We start from the raw sequence: 20823 nt of genomic DNA on the forward strand, positions 1-20823 counted from the left end.
TTACAGAATTAACCTTTAGTCGTCTAACATTCAGATTTTGAGTGTTTTAGACTGATTAAAACTCATTTAATCAAACAATAAACAGGTGACACACCATGCCAATTTATAACGCGCCACTTGCCGATATGAAATTCATCCTGAACGATGTCTTCAATGCAGAACAATTCTGGCAGGCCAATGAAAATCTAGCGCATCTGGATGCTGCGACAGCAGAAGCGATTCTTGAAGAAATGGCAAAATTTTCTCAAAACGTCATGCTTCCTCTGAACCGTACCGGCGATGAAGAAGGCGCAAAAATTGAAAATGGTAATGTGACCACACCTGCTGGCTTTAAAGAAGCGTTCAAACAATATGCAGAAGGTGGCTGGATTGGTCTGGGCGCAGATATGGAATGGGGCGGCCAGGAAATGCCGAAAATGCTAACGGTACTTTCTGATGAAATGCTGTTTGCCACCAACCCGTCTTTCATGCTGTATCCATTGCTTTCTGTTGGTGCGGGCATGGCGCTGAACAGCTATGCTTCACAAGCACAAAAAGAAACCTATTTACCTAAAATTTATTCGGGTGAGTGGTCAGGCACCATGTGCTTAACCGAACCACATGCCGGTACTGATCTGGGTATTATCAAAACCAAAGCTGAACGTAACGAAGACGGCACTTATAGCATCAGCGGCACCAAGATTTTCATCACTGGCGGTGACCATGACCTGGCGGAAAACATCATTCATTTAGTTCTGGCAAAAACCCCAGATGCGCCTGCCGGCTCTCGTGGTATTTCCCTCTTCATCGTACCGAAATTCCTGGTGAATGAAGATGGTTCTATTGGCGAACGTAACCCGGTCGGCCCAGGTTCAATCGAACACAAGATGGGAATCAAGGCATCAGCAACCTGTGTAATGAACTTTGACGGTGCGAAAGGTTACCTCGTTGGTAAAGAAAATGAAGGTCTCGCTGCAATGTTCGTGATGATGAACTATGAACGTCTGTCGATGGGTATCCAAGGCCTAGGCGCTTCTGAATTCGCTTATCAAAACGCTGCGCAATATGCGACAGACCGTTTACAGGGTCGCAGCGCGGCTGGCGTTCAATCACCAAACAAACCTGCGGACAGTATTCTAGTGCATGGTGATGTACGCCGTATGCTGCTGAATGTACGTGCCAATAATGAAGCTTCGCGTGCCTTTGCAGTTTATGTAGGTCAGCAACTGGATATCACCAAATTCTCTACTGATCCTGAAGCGGTGAAAAAAGCCAATGACCGCGTTGCGCTATTAACACCAATCGCGAAAGCGTATTTAACGGATACCGCATTCCAGGCGACCCTAGATGCACAAATGGTCTTCGGTGGTCATGGCTATATCCGTGAATGGGGCTTGGAGCAATGTATCCGTGACCTACGTATTTCCCAGATCTATGAAGGCACCAACGGTGTACAGTCACAAGACTTGATCGGCCGCAAAACCATTAAATGTGGCGGCGAATATATCTCTGAATATATCTCTGAAATCCGTGACTTTGCCAATAGTCTGGATGCGGATCTAAACTTTATTAAAGATGCCACACTGGATGCAGCAACTGAAGTTGAATCGGTGACTCAGTACATTCTGGAAGCAGCACGAGAAAGCCATGACTTCCCGAATGCAACCGCAGTTGACTATCTGCACGCTGTAGGTCTGTTGAGCTTCTCTTATATGTTCGCGCGCATTACCAATGCAGCGAAAAATAAAGACGGTGAGTTCTATCAAAATAAAATCGCTCTGGCACGTTACTTTGTACAACGCATTCTGCCTGAACTGGCATTACGCATTACTAAAGTGAAATCAGGTTCTGACGTCATCATGAACTTCTCTGAAGATTATTTCACGACTCAAGCTTAAGCTAAAAATCTGCAATAAAAACGCCTGCATCAGCAGGCGTTTTTTATGAAAATGCAACAATTAAACTTTTTGAATTAGCAAGGTATCCGTCTGATTATTGCTTTTCGGATTCGAATGTTTATTCACAATTTTGATATTCCCCTCTGACTCTAAAGACTCGCAGAGCTCCACCACCTTTTGCATATCTTCAGCCTTAATGCCTACGCCGAGGATTAATTTTTTTCCGGCTTCTAATTGGCTAATTTTTGTTTGAATTTTATCTAACACTTTTTTCTCCTATTTATTCAATGTACCACCCATACAATATAGCAATTTAGTCTAAAATAAGCGCAAAAGTTCAAATAATTTAATCTTTATTTTTCATTCAATCATTCTGTGCATGATCTTTGCACGCTATTCTGTAACTATCTTTATTTCACATGAAAAATCAGGAGGATAATATGTCTAAATCACGTCCGAAAATTGAAAAATTTGAAGCGCTCCTCGACCGTCTTGGTAATCTTGCTGTAGAAAGCTTTCATTATATTGCGCTGTTTATTATTGGCTGTATGGTGATCTGGTCCGCTGGCCATACGGTCATCGACATTCTGACCGTCAAACAGTTCGCCACCATTGACGACATTCTTCTGTTGTTTATTTATCTGGAACTGGGTGCCATGGTCGGCATCTATTTTAAAACCAACCATATGCCAGTACGTTTCCTGATTTATATTGCCATTACTGCACTGACCCGTTTGCTGATTGCAGATATTCAACACACGCATAAAGCCAGCATGGATCTGGTGATTATTACCGGTTCGATTCTGATTCTGGCCTTTGCGATATTAGTGGTGCGCTATGCCTCATGGACCTATCCATCCGTGATCCGTGACAAACATAGTGAAAAGCCATTGCCACTCGGTAAAACACCGCGCCCAGAAGATGATGAATTGGCCTAGTCTTTTAAGCCCTCTTTTTTTTTGCACTTCAGCTTAAAGTAATACTTAAGCCTCGTTCAGGGTTTAGGACTATTTATCTCAAGCAACCTCTCCCTTGCGTAGCAGTGCTACTCATCTCCTCACAGGAGAGGGAACTATTTTGGTCTTTTTAGTTATTTACGCTTATTACTGAATTATTCGTTCAGAATTTAAAGCAGTTTAACGATTCGGCATCAGTACATAGCGTCCGTTTTCATAAATCCAGTAGCTGCCACGTGGCGGTGCTGGTAGTCCTAAACGCTGCCAATCGGTAATTACCGTATATCTCGAACTTTCAATCCGGGCAACATTCGGATCACCATTGACCCAGCTATAACTATTCGAATTTTGATAAATAGTGGTCGGTGCCTGATACTGAATGTTTAATCCACTTTGACTCTGTGCAGGTGGATAGCCCCAATATGGTGGTCGTTGCGGGTAATGTGGTCTTGGTGGCAGCGGACGTTGCGGATAATGCTGCCGTGGTGGATCATAAGATCGTGGAGCGCTGCGATAATTCGGTGTGGATCGATCTACACCACCATAACCCACCCAAGCATTGCCAGCCATACTTTGTGCAGAAGATCCTAATAGCAATGCAGCCAATATTGCACTCGATAGTACGATTCTCATTTGAGCTTCCTCCGAATAATCTGCTTATATTTTAAACAAAATAGATGCAGAAAATATGGATAAGGCTGCTGAGCCTGCAATTTTTTGTAATGCGCTTGCCTATTTTCAATCTAGCGGGCTCATCGGCATCCTGTGGCTTTATGCTAAAATCACTTTTTTAATGTTTCGAGTTGAATACTGTGTCTGATTTAAATTTCGATCGTTTGCATGAATATTTTTCTAAAGTGCCGAGTGTTCAGAAAGAACGGATTGATAGCTATGGTTCAGATGGCAAGCAGGCATGGTGGTTTAAATTTCAGATCAATGTTGATCACCCGCTGGCCTGGCAGACTGTGCAAGAGCTGGGACATGTCCTGAATTATATTTCTAAAAATGAACGTCTTCCGACGCAGTTCCTGCCAGTATCTCCACCACCGTATATGAATGGTATTGCCAGAGATTTCTTGTGCTGGGTGATTCAGTGTAATCATGCCGATTTCCCGCCCGATGTCGTATGTGACTGGCTAGAAGCGCGTCTGCCAAATCCGGTGGATGATGAGGCGCAATGGAAAATTAAAACCGATATTTCTGAACTGGATGAATTGACGGATAAAGAGCTGGATCAGTTGGTTCCGCCGAATCCAGAATCAAAAAGCTGATAATAAAAAATCTCCCTAAGTCCCTCTTTTTCAAAGAGGGACTTTCCTCCCTTTTTAAAAGGGAGGTCAGGAGGGATTTAAAATCAAAACGTCGACCAGCCGCTCCATTCCATAAAGCGATACAGCCAATATTTAAAGAACGAGTTTTCTGCATATTGCGTATAGTCTACGCTCATAGAACGGCCATTCAGATTTGACCATGCCCCTTCAAAATATTGCTGGGCATCCCGGAAGACTTCAGCCTGAGGCTGACCCACCACGCGCATATTGGTTTCCAGATTATAGTTTTTCAAATTGCGCACTGTAAAATTGGCCGAGCCTAAAATCATTTCAGCTTGCTGAGCGCTGCGCTTTATCAGTATTTTGCTATGGCATTGCTCGCCTTGAGTACGACACCAGCGCACATCTATACCTGCCTCGTGCAATTCTGAAGCCACCTGCCGGTTTGGAATTCCATTCTTTTCACGGCCAAAGGCATCTTTATTTGGGTCAAGTAAAATCCGGACTTTGACACCGCGTTCATGGGCCGCGATCAGACTTTTAATAATTTTGCGCTCAGACAGATAAAACATCGCCAGATCAATCTGTTCATTGGCTTTCGCGGTCTGAATCAGATTCAGAATCGCATCATAAATGGCTTTTTCAGTCAGCACCTGAACTTGTGGCTGGCTACTGTCTGCCTGAAAATCCCCAGCAACAATGGCTGGCATATTCGCTTGTGACATCCTGCCTACAGACAGTTCTGTTTTCAGAATATCCACAGCTGTGCTCCCCCAGACCAATAAGCCAATATTGGAATGCCGCGAACTGCCATCATGCGGGTTCATGGACGTGACCAGTGCTTTCCAGCCTTGATCAGTATCCACCACCATGGTTTTGCGATGATTGGCTTTAAAGTTAAATAAATCAAAATAACTGCGCAGAGTAATTTTTTCTGGGCCAAATGGGTTTGGCAACCAGCCTGTTTCCGGATTATTGCCAATGCCCTGGCAACAGATATACCAGAAGCCGGACCAGCTTGGATTGGAAGCGCGCAACGGCGTCAGATTGGTTTCAATCACATCAATACCGTGCTGACGTAATTTCCGATACTGCTCAGATCTAATCCCGCCATAAACTGAATTAATCGGATCGGTAATAAACTTGATTTCCACCTCAGGCTGCAGCAGGCGCTTACTGATTAAAGCATCACTCAGCTGTTGACTCAGTGCCTGATGCTGCTGCGTAGATGCACCGGTTTGCTGATTAAATAAAAACATGTCCAGCACAATCAGTGATTTGGCCTCTTCAATCATTTTCAGCATTTCATTAAAAATGCGATGATCTAAATGCTGTTTTCCTTCTGCATCCAGATAAGTCTGATCGGCCAGAAATTTGACTTCGGCATGACGCAGTTTGCCTGTGTAATTCAGACCTTCCGGCAAAGGCTTATACGTGTGGTAGATCGCCGAAGCCAGATAACCCACGGCCAGCATACTAATGATCAAAGCCACATAACGGCGATTCGACCAGTTTAATTTATTGTGAATTCGTTGAAAGATACGCATAAGAAAAAACCTAACCCAATATACTCAGGCTAGGTTTTATCTTATGATTTTTCAAGTAGATTTCGGTGAGATCTAGATGATTTGGTCGATTATTTCAGTAGACCTGTTAGAAATCATACTGCACGCCAACAGTAAAGTTGCGACCCACCTGCGGAATATTCGACAGGAAGGAAGTATGTGAATACACCTGATCATCAAGCAGGTTATTGGCCTTGAAATAAACCCGATAAGCATTGTTATCTGCAAGGCTATTGGCATAGCTTAAGCCAACATTCACCATATTGTAGCCCTGGGTTTCATCTTCATAGCTGGCGATCTTGTCCTGATTAAAGACATGATAATATTCAGCCAGACCTGACCAACCATCGGCAAAGTCTGCTTCAACTTTTGTTCCTAAACGACCTGCAGGTACACGTGGTGCATTCTCAGCTTCAATCTTGCCACGCACATAGTCCCCAAAGACGCTGAGCTTATACATATCATTGATCTGATAACCGGCTTGTGCTTCTGTACCATAGAATCTGGCTTTGTCTTGGGTATATTGCACGCCCCGTAAATTACCTTTCTGCGCTACCGTTTCGCCATAGATATAATCATCAAACCAGTTGTGATAGACATGCAAGTGATAGTCGAGTTTATCGCCTTCATAATGCAGACCTAACTCAAGATTATTTGAAGTTTCTTTATCGAGATCAGGATTACCGAGTTCATAGGTATTGGTCGCAAAATGCAAACCATCAGCATACAGCTCTTGCGCTAGAGGCAAACGCTGTTGATGTGATCCGACTACAGACAGTTTGTAACTCGGTGCAAACTCCCAATTCGCAGCCGCAGATGCGGAAAGACCCGTACCGGAATAATCTTTCTGTTCCGAGTCTACTGTTACTTTTTGATGATCGACACGTGCTCCAAGTTCCACATGTACATCACCGATCTGTTTATGTTCCAAAGCAAATAAGCTGTATTTCTGGGTTTTGGTGTCTGCCATCAGCACATCATGATTATGACTCGCATGCTCACCATGATCATGCTCATGTCCTTCATGATCGTGCTCTGCATGACCATGTGCTTCTGGAGCGGATAAATTAATTTTTTGCTGTGAAAGCTGGGTTCCAATCACCCCCTCCCAACCTGCGACAGGAACATGCACCAGTTCTAAACGTGCATCATAGCCCTTGCTTTTAAAGTTACTGATGACTGCATTTTCTTCCAGTTCATCATGTTCATAATCGGTAAAGCTGGCATGCGCACGTAACTTTTCAAAACCGGCAAAAGGCTGTTCAAGTTCGGTACGGACATCATAACGCTCAGACTTTAAATCTACCCAAGGACCCGCGGTTTCTTCATGATCGTGCTCATCTTCACCCGGTTTTGGACAGTGAAAATGATCGCCATGAATTTCACAGCCATGATATTCATGACTATGACCTGGCAAACCATACTGATCCTGACGGTTACTATAAGACAAACCAACAAAACCACGATCATGAATCCATGATCCGCCAATATTGACTGTTTGCCCTTCAGCAAAAGTATTGCCCACACGACGTTCTTTTTCTAATTCGTCATCATGCTCATGAAAATAATCCGGTGCAATATAATCATTGGCTTTACGTTTTGAGCCTTCTACACGCAAAGCAAAGTTTTCACCAATACCCGCTGTCACACCAGCACTTGCCAGTTTTTCATCACTGCCTGAGTTATAACGCAGGCCGACTGTACCTTCCAAACCATCTTCAGGCATCTGGGTCGGAATTTTTTGATCAGTGACATTCACCAGACCACCGACTGTACCGGCACCATAAAGCAAGGTTGATGGACCGCGAATTACTTCCACCTGTTTTGCCAGAATCGGATCAACGGTGACAGTATGGTCAGGAGACAAAGTGGATACATCCGCTGTTTCAGACGCATGCTGCAACACTTTCACACGTGGACCATCTTGACCACGAATCACAGGACGGCTTGAGCCTGAACCATATTGATTAGAATAAACACCCAGCTCATCTGCCAAGGCATCACCAATGGTGGTGGCACGTTCAGACAGCGCTTTCTGATTCACGACCTGATCCGCAACCGCGAAATCCGCCGCAGTCTGCACCAATGGATGAGCTTGCACCTGAATCGTGTCCATGGTCTGAACCGGGATAGAAGATGAGGATTGCTCTGCAAATACTGTAGGTGCAACTACAGCAAAAATTGACAATGTTATTAGATTCTTAGGAAAGGACATGACCGAAGCTCAAATTCAGTATTTTGGATGAATGTTATAATATAACATTCCATTATTTTTGCAATCCTTTACGATAATCAGTGCTATATTTTATTAGAATGTCCTTTGAATATTTTTTTATTACATTAAAAACACTATTTTTATGCCCTTTACCTTATCGCATGCTGTGCTTGCTCCACCTATTTCATATTTGACTGGGAATAGACTACCTGTTGCTGCGCTGGCCATTGGCAGCATGGTTCCAGATCTGCATCGTCTATTTACTCATACTAATTCTAATATCACCCATTTATGGTCTTCTCTGATTCATCCAGATCTCTGGATCGGTCTGGCTTTTTGTGCGGTCTGGTACCTGATTTACCGGCCCGTGATTTACCGTTTCATCGGTATTCAGCATGATTTAAAGATTCACAATATCCTTTCAGCACTAAAATTTATCCTGGTGATGTGTCTGGCAGTCATCATTGGTACAGCCACCCATTTAATCTGGGATGGACTGACCCACGTCGATTTTCGAACTTTTGCCTTTCATGAAGTCTTAGCCCAACATTCTCAGTTGTTTGGAAAAAGTTATCCGCTGCACCGGATTTTACAGATTGGCACCTCCGTGATTGTCTTGCCTTTTATCCTGTGGATGAGCCTGCATTATTATAAAACTCATCAGCAATATCTTGCAGTCAGTGTGAAAATCAAATCGTTTGCCTGGGGCTTATTGCTCTTTTCTATATTTACCGGCCTATTTTCGGTCTGGGATTATGCACGCTATATCTCTACAGAAGTCTGGCAATCGGACCTCTATTATTTTACTGGTCGCTCTATCAATGAATTTAGTCAAGGCTTTTTGATCACCTTCAGTCTGGGCTGTTTATTGTTTTTATTTTTAGACAGAGATCGCAGGATGGGTTAAACAAAGCACTGGCTTTGCGCCTATTCACTTTAAAATGATATTGTTTTTGACCCAAGTTCTTGTGACAACATGCCCAAAGAGGCATAATCCTACTTTTACTCAAAGCGGTACGCTGTTTACGTATTCGCTGACCTTAACCCATATAGTTGGATTTCTAACGCTATGATGCGAACTCATTACTGCGGTTCTTTAACCGAAGCTCAAATTGACCAAACCGTAACATTATGCGGTTGGGTACACCGTCGCCGTGACCACGGTGGTGTAATCTTCCTTGACATGCGTGACCGTGATGGTCTTGTTCAAGTGGTTATTGACCCAGATACTCCTGAAGCATTCGCAACTGCTGATAAAGTACGTTCAGAATTTGTATTAAAAATTACAGGCCGTGTGCGTCGCCGTTATGAGGGCACAGAAAATGCCAATATGGTGAGCGGTCAAATCGAAGTTTTGGGTAAAGAAATTGAAGTTCTTGCTCAGTCTGAAACTCCGCCATTCCCTTTGAATGACGAAAACACCAATATTTCTGAAGAAATTCGTTTGAAATACCGTTTCCTGGATATCCGTCGTCCAGAAATGCTAGACCGTTTACGTTTCCGTTCTAAGTTAACCAACCTGATTCGTAACTACTTCGAAGACAATGGTTTCTTAGACGTTGAAACACCAATTTTGACACGTGCGACTCCTGAAGGTGCGCGTGACTATTTAGTGCCAAGCCGTGTATCTAACGGTAGTTTCTACGCACTGCCACAATCTCCACAGCTATTCAAACAGTTGTTGATGGTGGGCGGTATTGATCGTTACTACCAAATTGCTAAATGTTTCCGTGACGAAGACTTACGTGCGGATCGTCAGCCAGAATTCACCCAAATCGACGTTGAAACATCGTTCATGAGTGACGATGACATCATGGATTTAATGGAAACTCTAACCGTTAAGATGTTCAAAGAACTTCTAAATGTTGAGTTTGATAAATTCCCACGCATGACCTACAACGATGCAATGCGTGACTATGCATCTGACAAACCGGATATGCGTATTCCTTTGAAACTGGTTGACGTTGCAGACTTGATGCAAGACGTTGAGTTCAAAGTATTCGCAGGCCCTGCAAAAGATCCTAAAGGTCGTATCGTTGCGCTTCGCGTACCGGGTGCTGGTTCACTTCCACGTAGCGCGATTGATGAATACACCAAATTTGTAGGCATCTACGGTGCACGCGGTTTGGCTTACATCAAAGTCAACGAACTTGAAAAAGGTATCGAAGGTCTTCAATCTCCAATCGTGAAATTCATCGAGCCAATCGTGCTTGATCTATTGAAACGTGTTGGCGCTGAAAATGGCGACATCGTATTCTTCGGTGCAGACAAAGCCAAAGTTGTAAACGATGCCATGGGCGCGCTTCGTGTGAAGATCGGTCATGACCTTAAATTATCAACTTGTGAGTGGGCGCCACTTTGGGTCGTTGATTTCCCAATGTTCGAAGAAACTGATGATGGCAAATGGACGTCTGTTCACCACCCATTCACGCTGCCTAAATCTAGCGTAGAAGAAGTGAAGAGCAACCCAGGTGCGGCATTGTCTGTGGCTTACGATATGGTATTGAACGGTACTGAAATCGGTGGTGGTTCACTGCGTATTCACAACCTTGAAATGCAAAAAGCGATCTTTGAAGCGCTTGGTATTGGTGAAGAAGAAGCGGAAGAAAAATTCAGCTTCTTGTTGAATGCATTACGTTATGGCGCGCCTCCGCATGGTGGTTTGGCATTTGGTCTTGACCGTCTGGTGATGCTCATGACTGGCGGTTCTTCAATTCGTGACGTGATCGCGTTCCCGAAAACCAAGACTGCTGAATGTCCATTGACTCAAGCGCCAGCACCAGTTGAATCAAACCAGCTGCGTGACCTTGGGATTCGCTTACGTGAAAAACCGAAAGCTGAATCTCAAGAATAATTCTTGACGTTTTAAGTGAAAAAGCCCTGCCTCGTGTGGGGCTTTTTTGTGTGATTGAGTCGCATCTGGAACAGTGGCATAATAGCCACAGTTTTTAATCTAAGGTAATTAGCAATGGCTATGCGTCCTGCAGTTCGTAATCGCAGCATTATGCTTATTGTATTTTCAGTGGTTCAATGGCTGTTCATGCGCTATATCCTTGCCAACAACCTGTTCAACCTCGATACCAATGACCGTATTGTGTATTTTTGCCTGAGCAGTATTTTAGGTGCCCTGCTGATTTTTGTAGGTTTGATTTATATGGTGCTGAAGGGCAATCCGGACAAAGACCTATAATCTGACCATCTGGATAGCATGTACACCCTACTTAAAAATTTCTCCAAGCTTCCACTAAGATTCATTCAAAATCTTGCGCAACTGGCTGGATCACTTTTGTATCTCAGCCATTCTTCTGCACGCCAAGTGACCGAGATTAATCTGGCCTCTGCTTATCCTGAACTTTCTGAATCTGAACGGGCTGATTTGACTAAATGCAGTCTCAAAAGTCAGTGCATGACGTATGCGGAATCAGTCAAGATTTGGGGATCATCTCCTGAATATGCGCTGTCTTTAATTCGAGATGTGCATGGCGAAGATATTTTTCTCCAGGCTCTGCAAAATCCTCAGGGCTGCTTGGCTGTGGTGCCTCATTTTGGTACGTGGGAGCTTTTAAATGTCTGGGTAAATCAGCACACCTCCCCTGTAATTATGTACAAGCCCAGCAAGAATCAGGATGTTGACCGTTTTATGCTTGAAGCTCGGCAACGCCTGAATGCCACACTGGTCCCTACAGATGATTCTGGTGTACGTGCTTTGTTTAAGCATTTAAAACAGGGTGGTTTTTCTGCAATTTTACCGGATCATGTCCCTAAAGAAAGTGGTGGTATCTACTCACTTTTCTACAATCAGAATGCACTATCTTCTACCTTACTTTCCAAACTGGCAGCTAAAACCCAATGTTCTGTGGTTGGACTCAGTTGTTTAAGACGTGATGATTTATCCGGTTATGATATTGTTGTGACCCAACTTTCTGACGATATTTCGTCGAAAGACCTACAGTGTTCTGTGGATACCTTAAATAAAGAAATGGAGCGCATGATTAATGTCGCTCCAGAGCAGTATTTGTGGGGATATAAACGGTTTAGGAAGTTGGAAAATGACAAAAGTTTATATTACTCATAGTAAAAATTAGCTACTTAAATTAAAACTTAAAAATTAGGTTTAAAATGAAAGATCAGAAAAAAATTCTTTTTATTATTGATCATCTTAAAGGTGGTGGTGCAGAAATTATGACTCTTAATCTTGCAAAAAAACTGCAAGAGAGAGGCTATGAAATAAACATCATAACCTTAATTGATATAAATAATTATAAAGAAAAGACTAAGAGTTTCAATATTCAATCTATTGATTTTCCTATTAAATTTGTTGGTGGGAAGTTATTAATAGACAAAAAATTAGAATCTAGTAAGAAAGAACAACTCCAGTCTCTTATTGATGAAATAAAACCTGAAGCTGTTATATTAACTATTTGGTATGCATATTTAAGCATATCATTTATTAATCATCCAAATATATGGATATGGTCACAAGCAGATATTCTTCCTGAATTTAATAAAACTTCAAATCCGATTAAAATATTAAGAAATATATATAAGAAGAGAAAATTTATTAATAAATTTAAGGAAGTGTTTTCAAACAAAAATTTTATCGTACTTAATAAAGATTTAAAATTGAAATATTCTCAAATTTTAGAGAATTCTAATATAAATGTTATTTATAATGGATTAAATTTAAAAGATACAATACAATCTGAAAAGAAAGAAAAAGTATGGGATATTTGCTATGTTGGTCGTTTATCACCTTCCAAACAAATTGAACATGCTTTATTTGCTCTAAAAAATTCTCATATTATTAAAAATATGATTATTATTGGTGATGGAGCAAGAAAAGACAAACTTTTAAAATTAGTCAATCAACTAAATATTAGCGATCGTGTTCATTTTACTGGCTGGGTGGATGAACCTATCGAATATATTAAAAAAAGTAAAATATTAGTTCTCCCTTCTCAGACAGAAGGCTTCGGTCTTGTTATTGGAGAAGCTCTATTAAATGGCACTCATGTCGTTGCATATAATTGCAGCGAAGGAGTATCACATCAATTTTTTACCCCTGATATGCAACGCGGTCTAGTACAACCAAATAATCGTGCAGAATTAAAAAATTCTATCGAAGATATATTAGAAAATCCATATCAAATTCCCCCAAACTTATCAAAACGTTACGATATTAAAGAGATGGCTGATAAATTTATTAAGTTAATCGATTAACCGTATATATTCCGCAACAGCATAAGTTTGGGTAAAAGATGGATTCAAATTTGTTGAATAATTATCTACCTCTTTTAATGCTTGATTGATTTTAAGCGAAAGTTCAAAAATATTGCCTACAGCAACGAGATTATTAGCTTGTAAAATTTCATTGGGACCCGAAGGGCAATCAGTACTTATAACGGGAATACCCAAAGCTAAAGCTTCTAAAATTACTAAACCCAACCCTTCAAAATCAGACGACAAAACCATAAATTTTGCATGCTTAATATATGGATAGGGATTTTTTTTGAAGCCTGTAAAAATAACCTTGCCTTCTATCCCTAAATCTTTAACCAATTTTTTAGAAGTTTCTAATAGTTCACCAGTCCCGACCAAAACCAGCTTTTCTTGAACATTGGCTTTTGCATAAGCTTTAATTAAAATATCATGTCGTTTCTGTTGCTTAAACTTCCCAACATTTACAATATATGGTTTTTCAATATCAGGAATATATTCATTTGCTGTTGAAACCACTTGTTCCACATCAATCGGATTATAAATTGTAGTAATCCGACTTTTTGAGCCAAATACTTTAATAAAGTCTTTTTCGACACCCTTACTTACTGCTACACAAGGCTTGGCTAAATAAACTTTATCCAACTGTTTTTTCATTCCCTCTAATCTTTCACCATATTCCAAACTCGTCGTGTTATGAATGACTAAATGAACATTCGGTAACTGACTTTTTGATAATATAAAATCAACAGGAAATAAGTTTGATAGGACAAGGTCAGGGATCCCAATATTTTTAATAACAAACCGATCAAATGCTTTTGCTGCAAAACTGGCACGCATAAATTTAGGAATTGCACGATACTTTTGATAATCAAAAAAGTGAAGTTTTACGCCCGCAGGAATCGGTAAATCAATAATATTTTTAAAATAAACAATATGTGCTTCATGACCTGCATCAATTAGGCCCTTTGCCAAGGTTAAAGCAAAACGTTCAGCGCCATTTCCCTGTAAAGTAAAAATGGCTAATACGATTGTTTTTTTCATGAAGCACTAATCCTGAATAAATTTTTCTTGATCTAGATTGATCAATCTTTTTTCTGCCTTTCCCATGACCTGCAAATATCGTATCGCCATTGCAATTTGTCCTACTAAACGTCTTTTTTTAAACTTATATTTTTCTTTGATAGAGCTGAATTCAGGTTTAAAGTGTTCAGAGCGCCCAATGGTCGAATCAAAACGCCCTTGTTGTAAGAGACCATAAGCACCAAGCTGATCTTCTTGAATAATCACTGCCGGTTCAGCTTGCAAACAATGTAATTCATAAGCAGAGAATATAAATCCATCTGCAATTGCCGGTGTGGTTTTTGCCAAACGTTTTAATAATTTTTGCGCGCCACTCGGGTAGAGGATATAACCTGCTGCTCCAGTACGATCTTGATATAATTCATATAATTCGACCTGAGTAGAACCTAAGATACACACGGGTGTTCGACTAATAATTTTTTTACGACTTCTTACTTCTAGATTAATTAAGTCCACATCTGAAAATTGATGCTGTTCAATTTCATTTAAAATTTCTTTTGTATTGGAAGCCAATACGGCATCATCTTCAAGAATTAAACAGGGCTGATTCCTTTTTATTACTTCTTCCCAGGCTTTTTGGTGACTGAGAAAGCACGCTACCTCAACTTTACGCAAAGGCCTTTGCCAGCCAAAACCGAATTTTTGGTATTGTTCTTCACTCAGATCAGCAACTGAAAATGCTTCTAATATTTCAAAATCCAGTCCTAATTTCCCAAATTGTCTTTTTTGAAAATCACGACGATCCTGTGAACTTTTTAAATTGATAATTAAAGTATTCACAATTACCACCATCTCGTCTTTTCACGAGTATGACGCTGTTTAAAACGTGAATAAACATTCTCATTCTGCTCAAGTTGAAGACGATCAAAAATTTCTATCACGATTTGACCAAGCTCATGAGCTTTACACACTTGTTCTAGTCGCCAGCGCATATTACGTAAAGTATCATCTGTTCCAACTGCAAATGCAGAAGTACCATCAAATAAGGCATAGCGCTGTTGTTGTAATAACTGCTGATGCTCCTGATTTACAGTTAAAGACTGATCACACAAAAAACGTTCTGTTTCCTGTAACTTAAGCGTATTAATCAATAACACTGCATTCATCAGAATGGCTTTTAGAGTTACGTCTTCATCAAAATCAATAAAAGTATCACAGGCTGAAATCAGCCAGCGTATATTCAATGACTGTACAAGAAAATCTCGTTCAGCCATCCATAATGCCTTGAATTTGTCATAATTATTTTGAGTATCGACCTCACGGCGAATTAAAACAATCAGACTGGCATGGAAATGATTTAATGCAGACTGCCCCACAAACTCCTGTTTGAGTTGTTCAATATGCTCATTGAGATCTTTGGCCGAACCATGCGTATATTGAATTTGATCCCCATCAATGATGGTATTTTTTAACTGATTTAAATCGGCTTGACCAAATTGCGCATAAATCTTTTCAGCACCAAAACGACGCTGATGACGACTAAATGAAAACCATTGTTCGAACTTACTTTTCTTTCTTACCGGCATTTGAAATTAAATCTCTTTCAATTTCTCATTGATTCAGCTTACTGCCAAGCATCCTTGATCCACTGCGATGGCAATACATAACGGTACCATTTCCCACCACCACCATTGACTGCATCAGGTGGATTAATCTCCCCATGAAACACAATGATTTTGGCCCCTTCAGGCTTCACAGGTGGCTTAAAGTAAGCCATCGGGATTTTTTGCAGGCAATGATATTTATAGCTCTTGCACCAGCTTTCTGGCCAGTATGTCTGTTTACCTTCACGGTCTACGTACCAAGACAAATAGGCTTGCTCATTACGGAATTTTTTACGGATTTCATCAAAGTTTTCACGGAAATAAGGTAACAGACCTGGGAAAGCACCCAGTTTAAACCGGTAAACCGAACTGTTACCGGTAATACGCCACGGCCGTTTCCAGTCATGGATAATCAGAAAGTCGCCCGGATAGGTAAAGAACTCATCGATATTATCGACAATCACTACATCAAGATCGAGAAATAATGCATTGCCTTCCAAACCATACAGATCAGGCTCAAAAGTAGATAGCTTGTTCCAGCCACGCTCAGGCGCACCTTCAGGCAATGCCAAAGGTGGAATAGGGAAACATTGTACTGCAGGATCAATGCCTTCAGTACGATCCGTCAGACAGACCATTTTAAAGTCGACTGTCGTATGTCGTTTAACCATATTGTATAAACGATTGACGTATTCTGAACCGTATTTGGTTCCCCATTTCATACAAATAACGATGTTACTCATTGCGTATGCCTAAGCTCATCTTAAAATCTTCTTGATGCTGAATATGATGACATAAGTTCAGCAGAATAAGTACATCCGTTAAAAAAAACCTCTCAAATGAGAGGTTTTTTCAATCAGTAAATTCTGAATTACTTCACATACGTTAACCAGTGTGCATATTTCGGGTCTTTGCCCTGAACCGCATCAAAGTATGCTTTCTGGATTTGAGTGGTAATTGGACCACGTACACCTTCACCAATTTGACGGTCATCATATTCACGGATTGGTGTTACTTCTGCAGCAGTACCGGTAAAGAATGCTTCATCTGCGATGTAGAACTCATCACGGGTAATACGGCGTTCAATTACGTCATAACCCAGGTCTTTAGCAATGGTAATAATGGTTTGGCGAGTAATACCATCCAACGCACCACCTGCGATATCAGGCGTATGAATCACGCCATCACGCACCAGGAATACGTTTTCGCCTGAACCTTGGCATACATAGCCTTGTGGGTCGAGCAGCATTGCTTCATCATAACCTGAATGCGCCACTTCCTGATGCGCAAGAATCGACAAGGTGTAGTTACCTGATGCTTTAGCCTTACACATGGTCACGTTCGGATGATGGTGGGTAAATGAAGACGTTTTTACGCGAATTCCCTTCGCCATCGCCTCTTCACCAAGGTAAGCACCCCAGCTCCATGCCGCAACTACGGCATGAATGGTATTGTCAGTTGCAGCGATACCGAGTTTTTCAGAACCAATAAAAATAATTGGACGTAAATAGCAAGACGCTAATTTGTTTTCACGAACAACATCAATTTGAGCCTGTTCTAATGCTGCTTGATCAAATGGAACTTTCATTTGATAAATTTTTGCAGAATTCAACAAGCGCTTCGTATGTTCTTTAAGACGGAAAATAGCCGTTCCATTCGGGGTTTCATAAGCTCGGACGCCTTCAAACACACCCATGCTGTAATGCAAAGTATGTGTTAATACGTGAGTTTTTGCCTCACGCCAGTCAACTAGTTGTCCATCTTGCCAAATGAAACCATCACGATCAGCCAAATTCATGCCACAAACTCCAATTTTTCACAATTATTCACTATCCAGTACAAAGTCTGCACTTGGATCAATTAGTCTTTGCCATAACTTGCAAACGGTCATTCGGGTATCGTGCCAGTCGCTTGCAGACACTTGCATGGATTGATTTGCAAGGGCTAAGCGATGGCTCTCGGCGCGTTCACGGAGATAAGCTTGAATCAGAGCAGTCGCATCGTCGCTGGATAAGCAACCTGATTTTGCGGCATCCTCAAGAATTCGTACATTGTCGGAGAAATGGGCGAGATCTTTATTCGTCCCACTCCAAGCCAACACCGCATACTGTGCCATAAATTCGATGTCTACGATACCACCTGCATCTTGTTTTAAATGAAAAATACCATCTTTTTTTTGCTCTTTAGAAGAACCGAGATGCTCCTTCATTTTCTGACGCATTTTCAGTACTTCTGCCCGTACATAATTTTCATCGCGAGGCTGAATCAAAATATCCCGGCGTAAGACTTCGAACTTTTTTCGCAAGCTCATTTCACCCGCAATCGGACGGGCTCGCACCAGTGCCTGATGCTCCCATAGCCAGGCACTTTTGAACTGGTATTGTTCAAAGGCTTTTAAACTGGTCACCAAAAGCCCAGCTTCGCCCGATGGACGCAATCGGGTATCGACCTCATATACACGTCCATCCAGAGTTTGCGTGGTCATCAGTGACATGAATTTTTGTGCCACGCGCATGGCAAACTCAAAGCCACTGATCGGCTTGAGTCCATCTGTATCGGCCTGTTCACCCATGTAGTGAATAAACACCAGATCCAGATCCGAACCATAACCCAGTTCAATTCCACCGACTTTACCATAACCAATGACTGCAAAAGCCGTATGCTCAACTGAACAGCGCTGCCCTTCAGCATCCAGTGGAAAACCATGCTTTTTCGCAACAATCTGATAAGCCAGATGCAGCGCTGCATTCACCGATACTTCAGCAATATCGGTCAAAGCATCGGAAACTTTCATCAGCGGGCTTTCTGCCAGCACATCACTGGCGGCAACAGCCAGGACATTGGACTTTTTAAACAGGCGCAAGACCCGCATCTGGTCTTCGACCTGATCAATTTCAATCCGTAAAAGTTGCTGGCGCAAGGAATCTTCCAGATCCTGACGTTTTGGCAATTCAAAATCCATCGACAGGAATTCATCCAGTAGCACCGGATAATGGGTCAGTTCTTCACAAATCCAGGGGCTGACCGTGGCCATCTTCACCAGTCGCTGCAACGCCCCTTTACTCTCGATTAACATCACCAGATATACCGTACGGCGCATCACTGATTCCACCAAGGGCATCAGTCGTACCAGTGCGGTCTGCGGATCCTCTGACTGTAAAACTGCTTCGATTAAATGTGGCCAAAAAGCTTTTAAACGCTGCACTGCTTTGGCTGGTAATTTTTTTAAGGCATGCCCATTCCAAAACTCATGAACGAGATTCTTCGCATTCTCATCCAATACTTCTTTGAGTTTTTTTTCCAGCTGGGAAAAACTTTCAACCAGGGTATCTGGGCCATTTTCCTTGATTAAATGATCAAACTGATACATCACTTTGTCACGTTTCTCATTGAGATATGCCATAAAGCTGTCCCAATCCGCAAAACCAAGTGTGTCCGTTATACGCGCCCTTAACTCTGGCTCTGTCGGTAATGATTGCGTTTGCTGGTCATTTAGGGCCTGAATCGCGTGCTCAACCCGGCGCAGGAATAAATAGGCATCTTCCAGATCCTGCACCGCCTGTTCATCCAGTAACTCGGCATCATCCAGATGATTCAGATTCACCAGACACTGGCGATCCTGCAATTCAAGCTTGGCTCCACCATAAATCAGCTGAAACACCTGCACGATAAATTCAACCTCGCGAATGCCGCCAGCTCCGAGCTTGATATCATCTTCTATATTCCGGCGTTGTACTTCACGCTCGATCATGGCTTTCATTTCGCGCATGGCTTCAAAAGCGCTGTAATCGACGTACTTGCGGAATACAAATGGACGAGTCATCTCCAGCAGCTCATCGCCTTCCAGGCTTGGATTGACAATCCGTGCTTTAATCCAGGCATAACGCTCCCATTCACGCCCATGCTGGCTCAGATATTTTTCCAAGGCCGCGTGGCTAATGGCCAGCGCTGAACCATCGCCCCAGGGACGCAGGCGCATATCCACCCGGAATACAAAACCATCCGCCGTGATCTGATCCAGCAAATGAATCAATTTTTGTCCCCACAGGATGCAAAACTGCTGCACATCAATACATTTGCGCCCATCGGTTTCACCCTGCTCATCGAAGGCAAAAATCAAGTCGATATCACTGGAAAGATTGAGTTCTTGGGCGCCGAGTTTGCCCATCGCGATGACAATCAGATCCTGGACTTTTCCGTTATAGCCAATCGGCTGGCCATACTTGGCAGCGACCGGAATACGGGCAAAATCTTTCGCCGCACAGATGCAGGCATCGGCAAAATCGGAGAGTTCTTGAGTGAGGGTAATAACATCGGTGAGTTGATTGGCATCCTGCCAGATCCAGCGAAACATCAAACGAGCCCGCAGAATACGCATTGCGCGCATCCACGTTGCTTCATCGCTTATATTCAGGATGCAGTGCTGCACCAGCTGATCAATATATTCCCGACTGAGTGAGCCTTGAAACTGATCAATTGCATAATCCTGTTCCAGTAAACTCTGGTGATTGGCCAATACCTGTTCGGTATATTGGCTAGCTCTTAAGGTTTTCTGCAATTGTGCCGCATTCATCACTCAACTCTTCCCCTGAAACATTCTGCTTAGTTTTGACATACTCCCACCACTTTCACGATGTTCAAGTGGGGGATTCTAAAAGTAAAAGCTCTTAGGTGACTTCCTCACGGATTTCACTTGCTTTCTGCTTCGCAAGGCGACCTTTACCGCATCCACCCTCCACAGACAAAACGGTATGTCCTACCGCCAAAATATTGCGAGAAGCATTAATATCTGCATTCTCGCCAAAGCTACACTCGACACAACTAAAGTTTGCTTGAGTAAGCCTATTTTCTTTTGCAACGTGACCACATGAACTACAAGTCTGACTTGTATATTTAGGGTCAACTTTAACGAGTAAACCACCTCGCCATTGCTGTTTGTACACCAACATATTAACAAGCATTGACCAACCTTGATCCAGGATTGATTTATTTAAGCCGGACTTGGCTTTAACATTCTTTCCTTTTTCTTCGATTGAGCCTTTGGCTGACTTCGACATATTGGCTACTTTTAAGTCCTCAACTACGATCATTGCGT

19 protein-coding genes are annotated in these 20823 nt (G+C 42.1%); 8 read left to right on the forward strand and 11 right to left on the reverse strand.

Annotated features, from left to right (window positions below; translation table 11 throughout):
* Positions 1 to 95: 95 nt before the first annotated feature.
* A complete protein-coding gene (locus NI464_RS08935) occupies positions 96 to 1877 on the forward strand; it encodes an acyl-CoA dehydrogenase C-terminal domain-containing protein (RefSeq protein WP_180038786.1) in 1782 nt (593 codons plus the stop codon).
* Positions 1878 to 1937: 60 nt separating this feature from the next.
* Here the strand turns inward: NI464_RS08935 and NI464_RS08940 are convergent, their stop codons facing one another.
* Positions 1938 to 2144 carry a hypothetical protein gene (locus tag NI464_RS08940; RefSeq protein ID WP_005261855.1) on the reverse strand — a complete coding sequence of 69 codons (207 nt, stop codon included), beginning with the start codon at positions 2142 to 2144 and terminating at the stop codon, positions 1938 to 1940.
* A gap of 173 nt (positions 2145 to 2317) precedes the next feature.
* Between NI464_RS08940 and NI464_RS08945 the strand changes: the two genes are divergently transcribed.
* The gene (locus tag NI464_RS08945; protein ID WP_004647497.1) at positions 2318 to 2815 is read left to right on the forward strand and encodes a phosphate-starvation-inducible protein PsiE; all 498 of its coding nucleotides are present in this window, start codon (positions 2318 to 2320) and stop codon (positions 2813 to 2815) included.
* 198 nt (positions 2816 to 3013) lie between these two features.
* On the opposite strand, the gene NI464_RS08950 is transcribed toward NI464_RS08945, so the two are convergent.
* Positions 3014 to 3466 (reverse strand): RcnB family protein, encoded by a 453-nt coding sequence (locus tag NI464_RS08950; protein ID WP_253138190.1) that lies wholly within the window; start codon positions 3464 to 3466, stop codon positions 3014 to 3016.
* 179 nt (positions 3467 to 3645) lie between these two features.
* Between NI464_RS08950 and NI464_RS08955 the strand changes: the two genes are divergently transcribed.
* Positions 3646 to 4104: a hypothetical protein gene (locus tag NI464_RS08955; RefSeq protein ID WP_005246011.1), complete on the forward strand. Its 459-nt coding sequence runs from the start codon at positions 3646 to 3648 to the stop codon at positions 4102 to 4104.
* 83 nt (positions 4105 to 4187) lie between these two features.
* Here NI464_RS08955 and NI464_RS08960 read toward each other — a convergent pair whose 3' ends face one another.
* Both NI464_RS08960 and znuD read right to left on the reverse strand, forming a co-directional pair.
* Positions 4188 to 5651: a phospholipase D family protein gene (locus NI464_RS08960; RefSeq protein ID WP_071850409.1), complete on the reverse strand. Its 1464-nt coding sequence runs from the start codon at positions 5649 to 5651 to the stop codon at positions 4188 to 4190.
* Positions 5652 to 5757: 106 nt separating this feature from the next.
* Positions 5758 to 7884 carry a zinc piracy TonB-dependent receptor ZnuD gene (znuD, locus tag NI464_RS08965; protein WP_253138191.1) on the reverse strand — a complete coding sequence of 709 codons (2127 nt, stop codon included), beginning with the start codon at positions 7882 to 7884 and terminating at the stop codon, positions 5758 to 5760.
* Positions 7885 to 8026: 142 nt separating this feature from the next.
* Between znuD and NI464_RS08970 the strand changes: the two genes are divergently transcribed.
* From NI464_RS08970 to NI464_RS08990, 5 genes are all read left to right on the forward strand, one after another.
* Positions 8027 to 8791 carry a DUF4184 family protein gene (locus NI464_RS08970; protein ID WP_253101037.1) on the forward strand — a complete coding sequence of 255 codons (765 nt, stop codon included), beginning with the start codon at positions 8027 to 8029 and terminating at the stop codon, positions 8789 to 8791.
* A gap of 162 nt (positions 8792 to 8953) precedes the next feature.
* Positions 8954 to 10738: an aspartate--tRNA ligase gene (aspS, locus tag NI464_RS08975; RefSeq protein WP_253138192.1), complete on the forward strand. Its 1785-nt coding sequence runs from the start codon at positions 8954 to 8956 to the stop codon at positions 10736 to 10738.
* A 114-nt stretch (positions 10739 to 10852) separates the two neighbouring features.
* Positions 10853 to 11074: a hypothetical protein gene (locus tag NI464_RS08980; RefSeq protein ID WP_004278319.1), complete on the forward strand. Its 222-nt coding sequence runs from the start codon at positions 10853 to 10855 to the stop codon at positions 11072 to 11074.
* A gap of 18 nt (positions 11075 to 11092) precedes the next feature.
* The gene (locus tag NI464_RS08985) at positions 11093 to 11959 is read left to right on the forward strand and encodes a lysophospholipid acyltransferase family protein (RefSeq protein ID WP_253138193.1); all 867 of its coding nucleotides are present in this window, start codon (positions 11093 to 11095) and stop codon (positions 11957 to 11959) included.
* Between the two features lie 44 nt (positions 11960 to 12003).
* Positions 12004 to 13104 (forward strand): glycosyltransferase, encoded by a 1101-nt coding sequence (locus NI464_RS08990; RefSeq protein ID WP_247143802.1) that lies wholly within the window; start codon positions 12004 to 12006, stop codon positions 13102 to 13104.
* On the opposite strand, the gene NI464_RS08995 is transcribed toward NI464_RS08990, so the two are convergent.
* From NI464_RS08995 to NI464_RS09025, 7 genes are all read right to left on the reverse strand, one after another.
* Entirely contained in the window at positions 13093 to 14145 is a 1053-nt protein-coding gene (locus NI464_RS08995; RefSeq protein WP_253138194.1) for a glycosyltransferase, read from the reverse strand. The two genes, NI464_RS08990 and NI464_RS08995, sit on opposite strands and share 12 nt — an antisense overlap.
* 6 nt (positions 14146 to 14151) lie before the next feature.
* Positions 14152 to 14964 carry a glycosyltransferase family 25 protein gene (locus tag NI464_RS09000; RefSeq protein WP_247143804.1) on the reverse strand — a complete coding sequence of 271 codons (813 nt, stop codon included), beginning with the start codon at positions 14962 to 14964 and terminating at the stop codon, positions 14152 to 14154.
* Positions 14965 to 14966: 2 nt separating this feature from the next.
* The gene (locus NI464_RS09005) at positions 14967 to 15710 is read right to left on the reverse strand and encodes a hypothetical protein (protein WP_253138195.1); all 744 of its coding nucleotides are present in this window, start codon (positions 15708 to 15710) and stop codon (positions 14967 to 14969) included.
* 38 nt (positions 15711 to 15748) lie between these two features.
* Positions 15749 to 16471 carry a hypothetical protein gene (locus NI464_RS09010; protein ID WP_004647484.1) on the reverse strand — a complete coding sequence of 241 codons (723 nt, stop codon included), beginning with the start codon at positions 16469 to 16471 and terminating at the stop codon, positions 15749 to 15751.
* Between the two features lie 128 nt (positions 16472 to 16599).
* The gene (locus NI464_RS09015; protein ID WP_004278329.1) at positions 16600 to 17526 is read right to left on the reverse strand and encodes a branched-chain amino acid transaminase; all 927 of its coding nucleotides are present in this window, start codon (positions 17524 to 17526) and stop codon (positions 16600 to 16602) included.
* A 24-nt stretch (positions 17527 to 17550) separates the two neighbouring features.
* On the reverse strand, positions 17551 to 20301 hold the full coding sequence (glnE, locus tag NI464_RS09020; protein WP_253138196.1) for a bifunctional [glutamate--ammonia ligase]-adenylyl-L-tyrosine phosphorylase/[glutamate--ammonia-ligase] adenylyltransferase: 2751 nt from the start codon (positions 20299 to 20301) through the stop codon (positions 17551 to 17553).
* 94 nt (positions 20302 to 20395) lie between these two features.
* Positions 20396 to 20823, reverse strand: a 428-nt coding sequence (locus NI464_RS09025) for an RNA-guided endonuclease InsQ/TnpB family protein (RefSeq protein ID WP_253138197.1), incomplete at its 5' end; no start/stop codon positions are given.

The sequence above is a fragment of the Acinetobacter lwoffii genome (assembly GCF_024129685.1).
Classification (GTDB): domain Bacteria; phylum Pseudomonadota; class Gammaproteobacteria; order Pseudomonadales; family Moraxellaceae; genus Acinetobacter; species Acinetobacter lwoffii_X.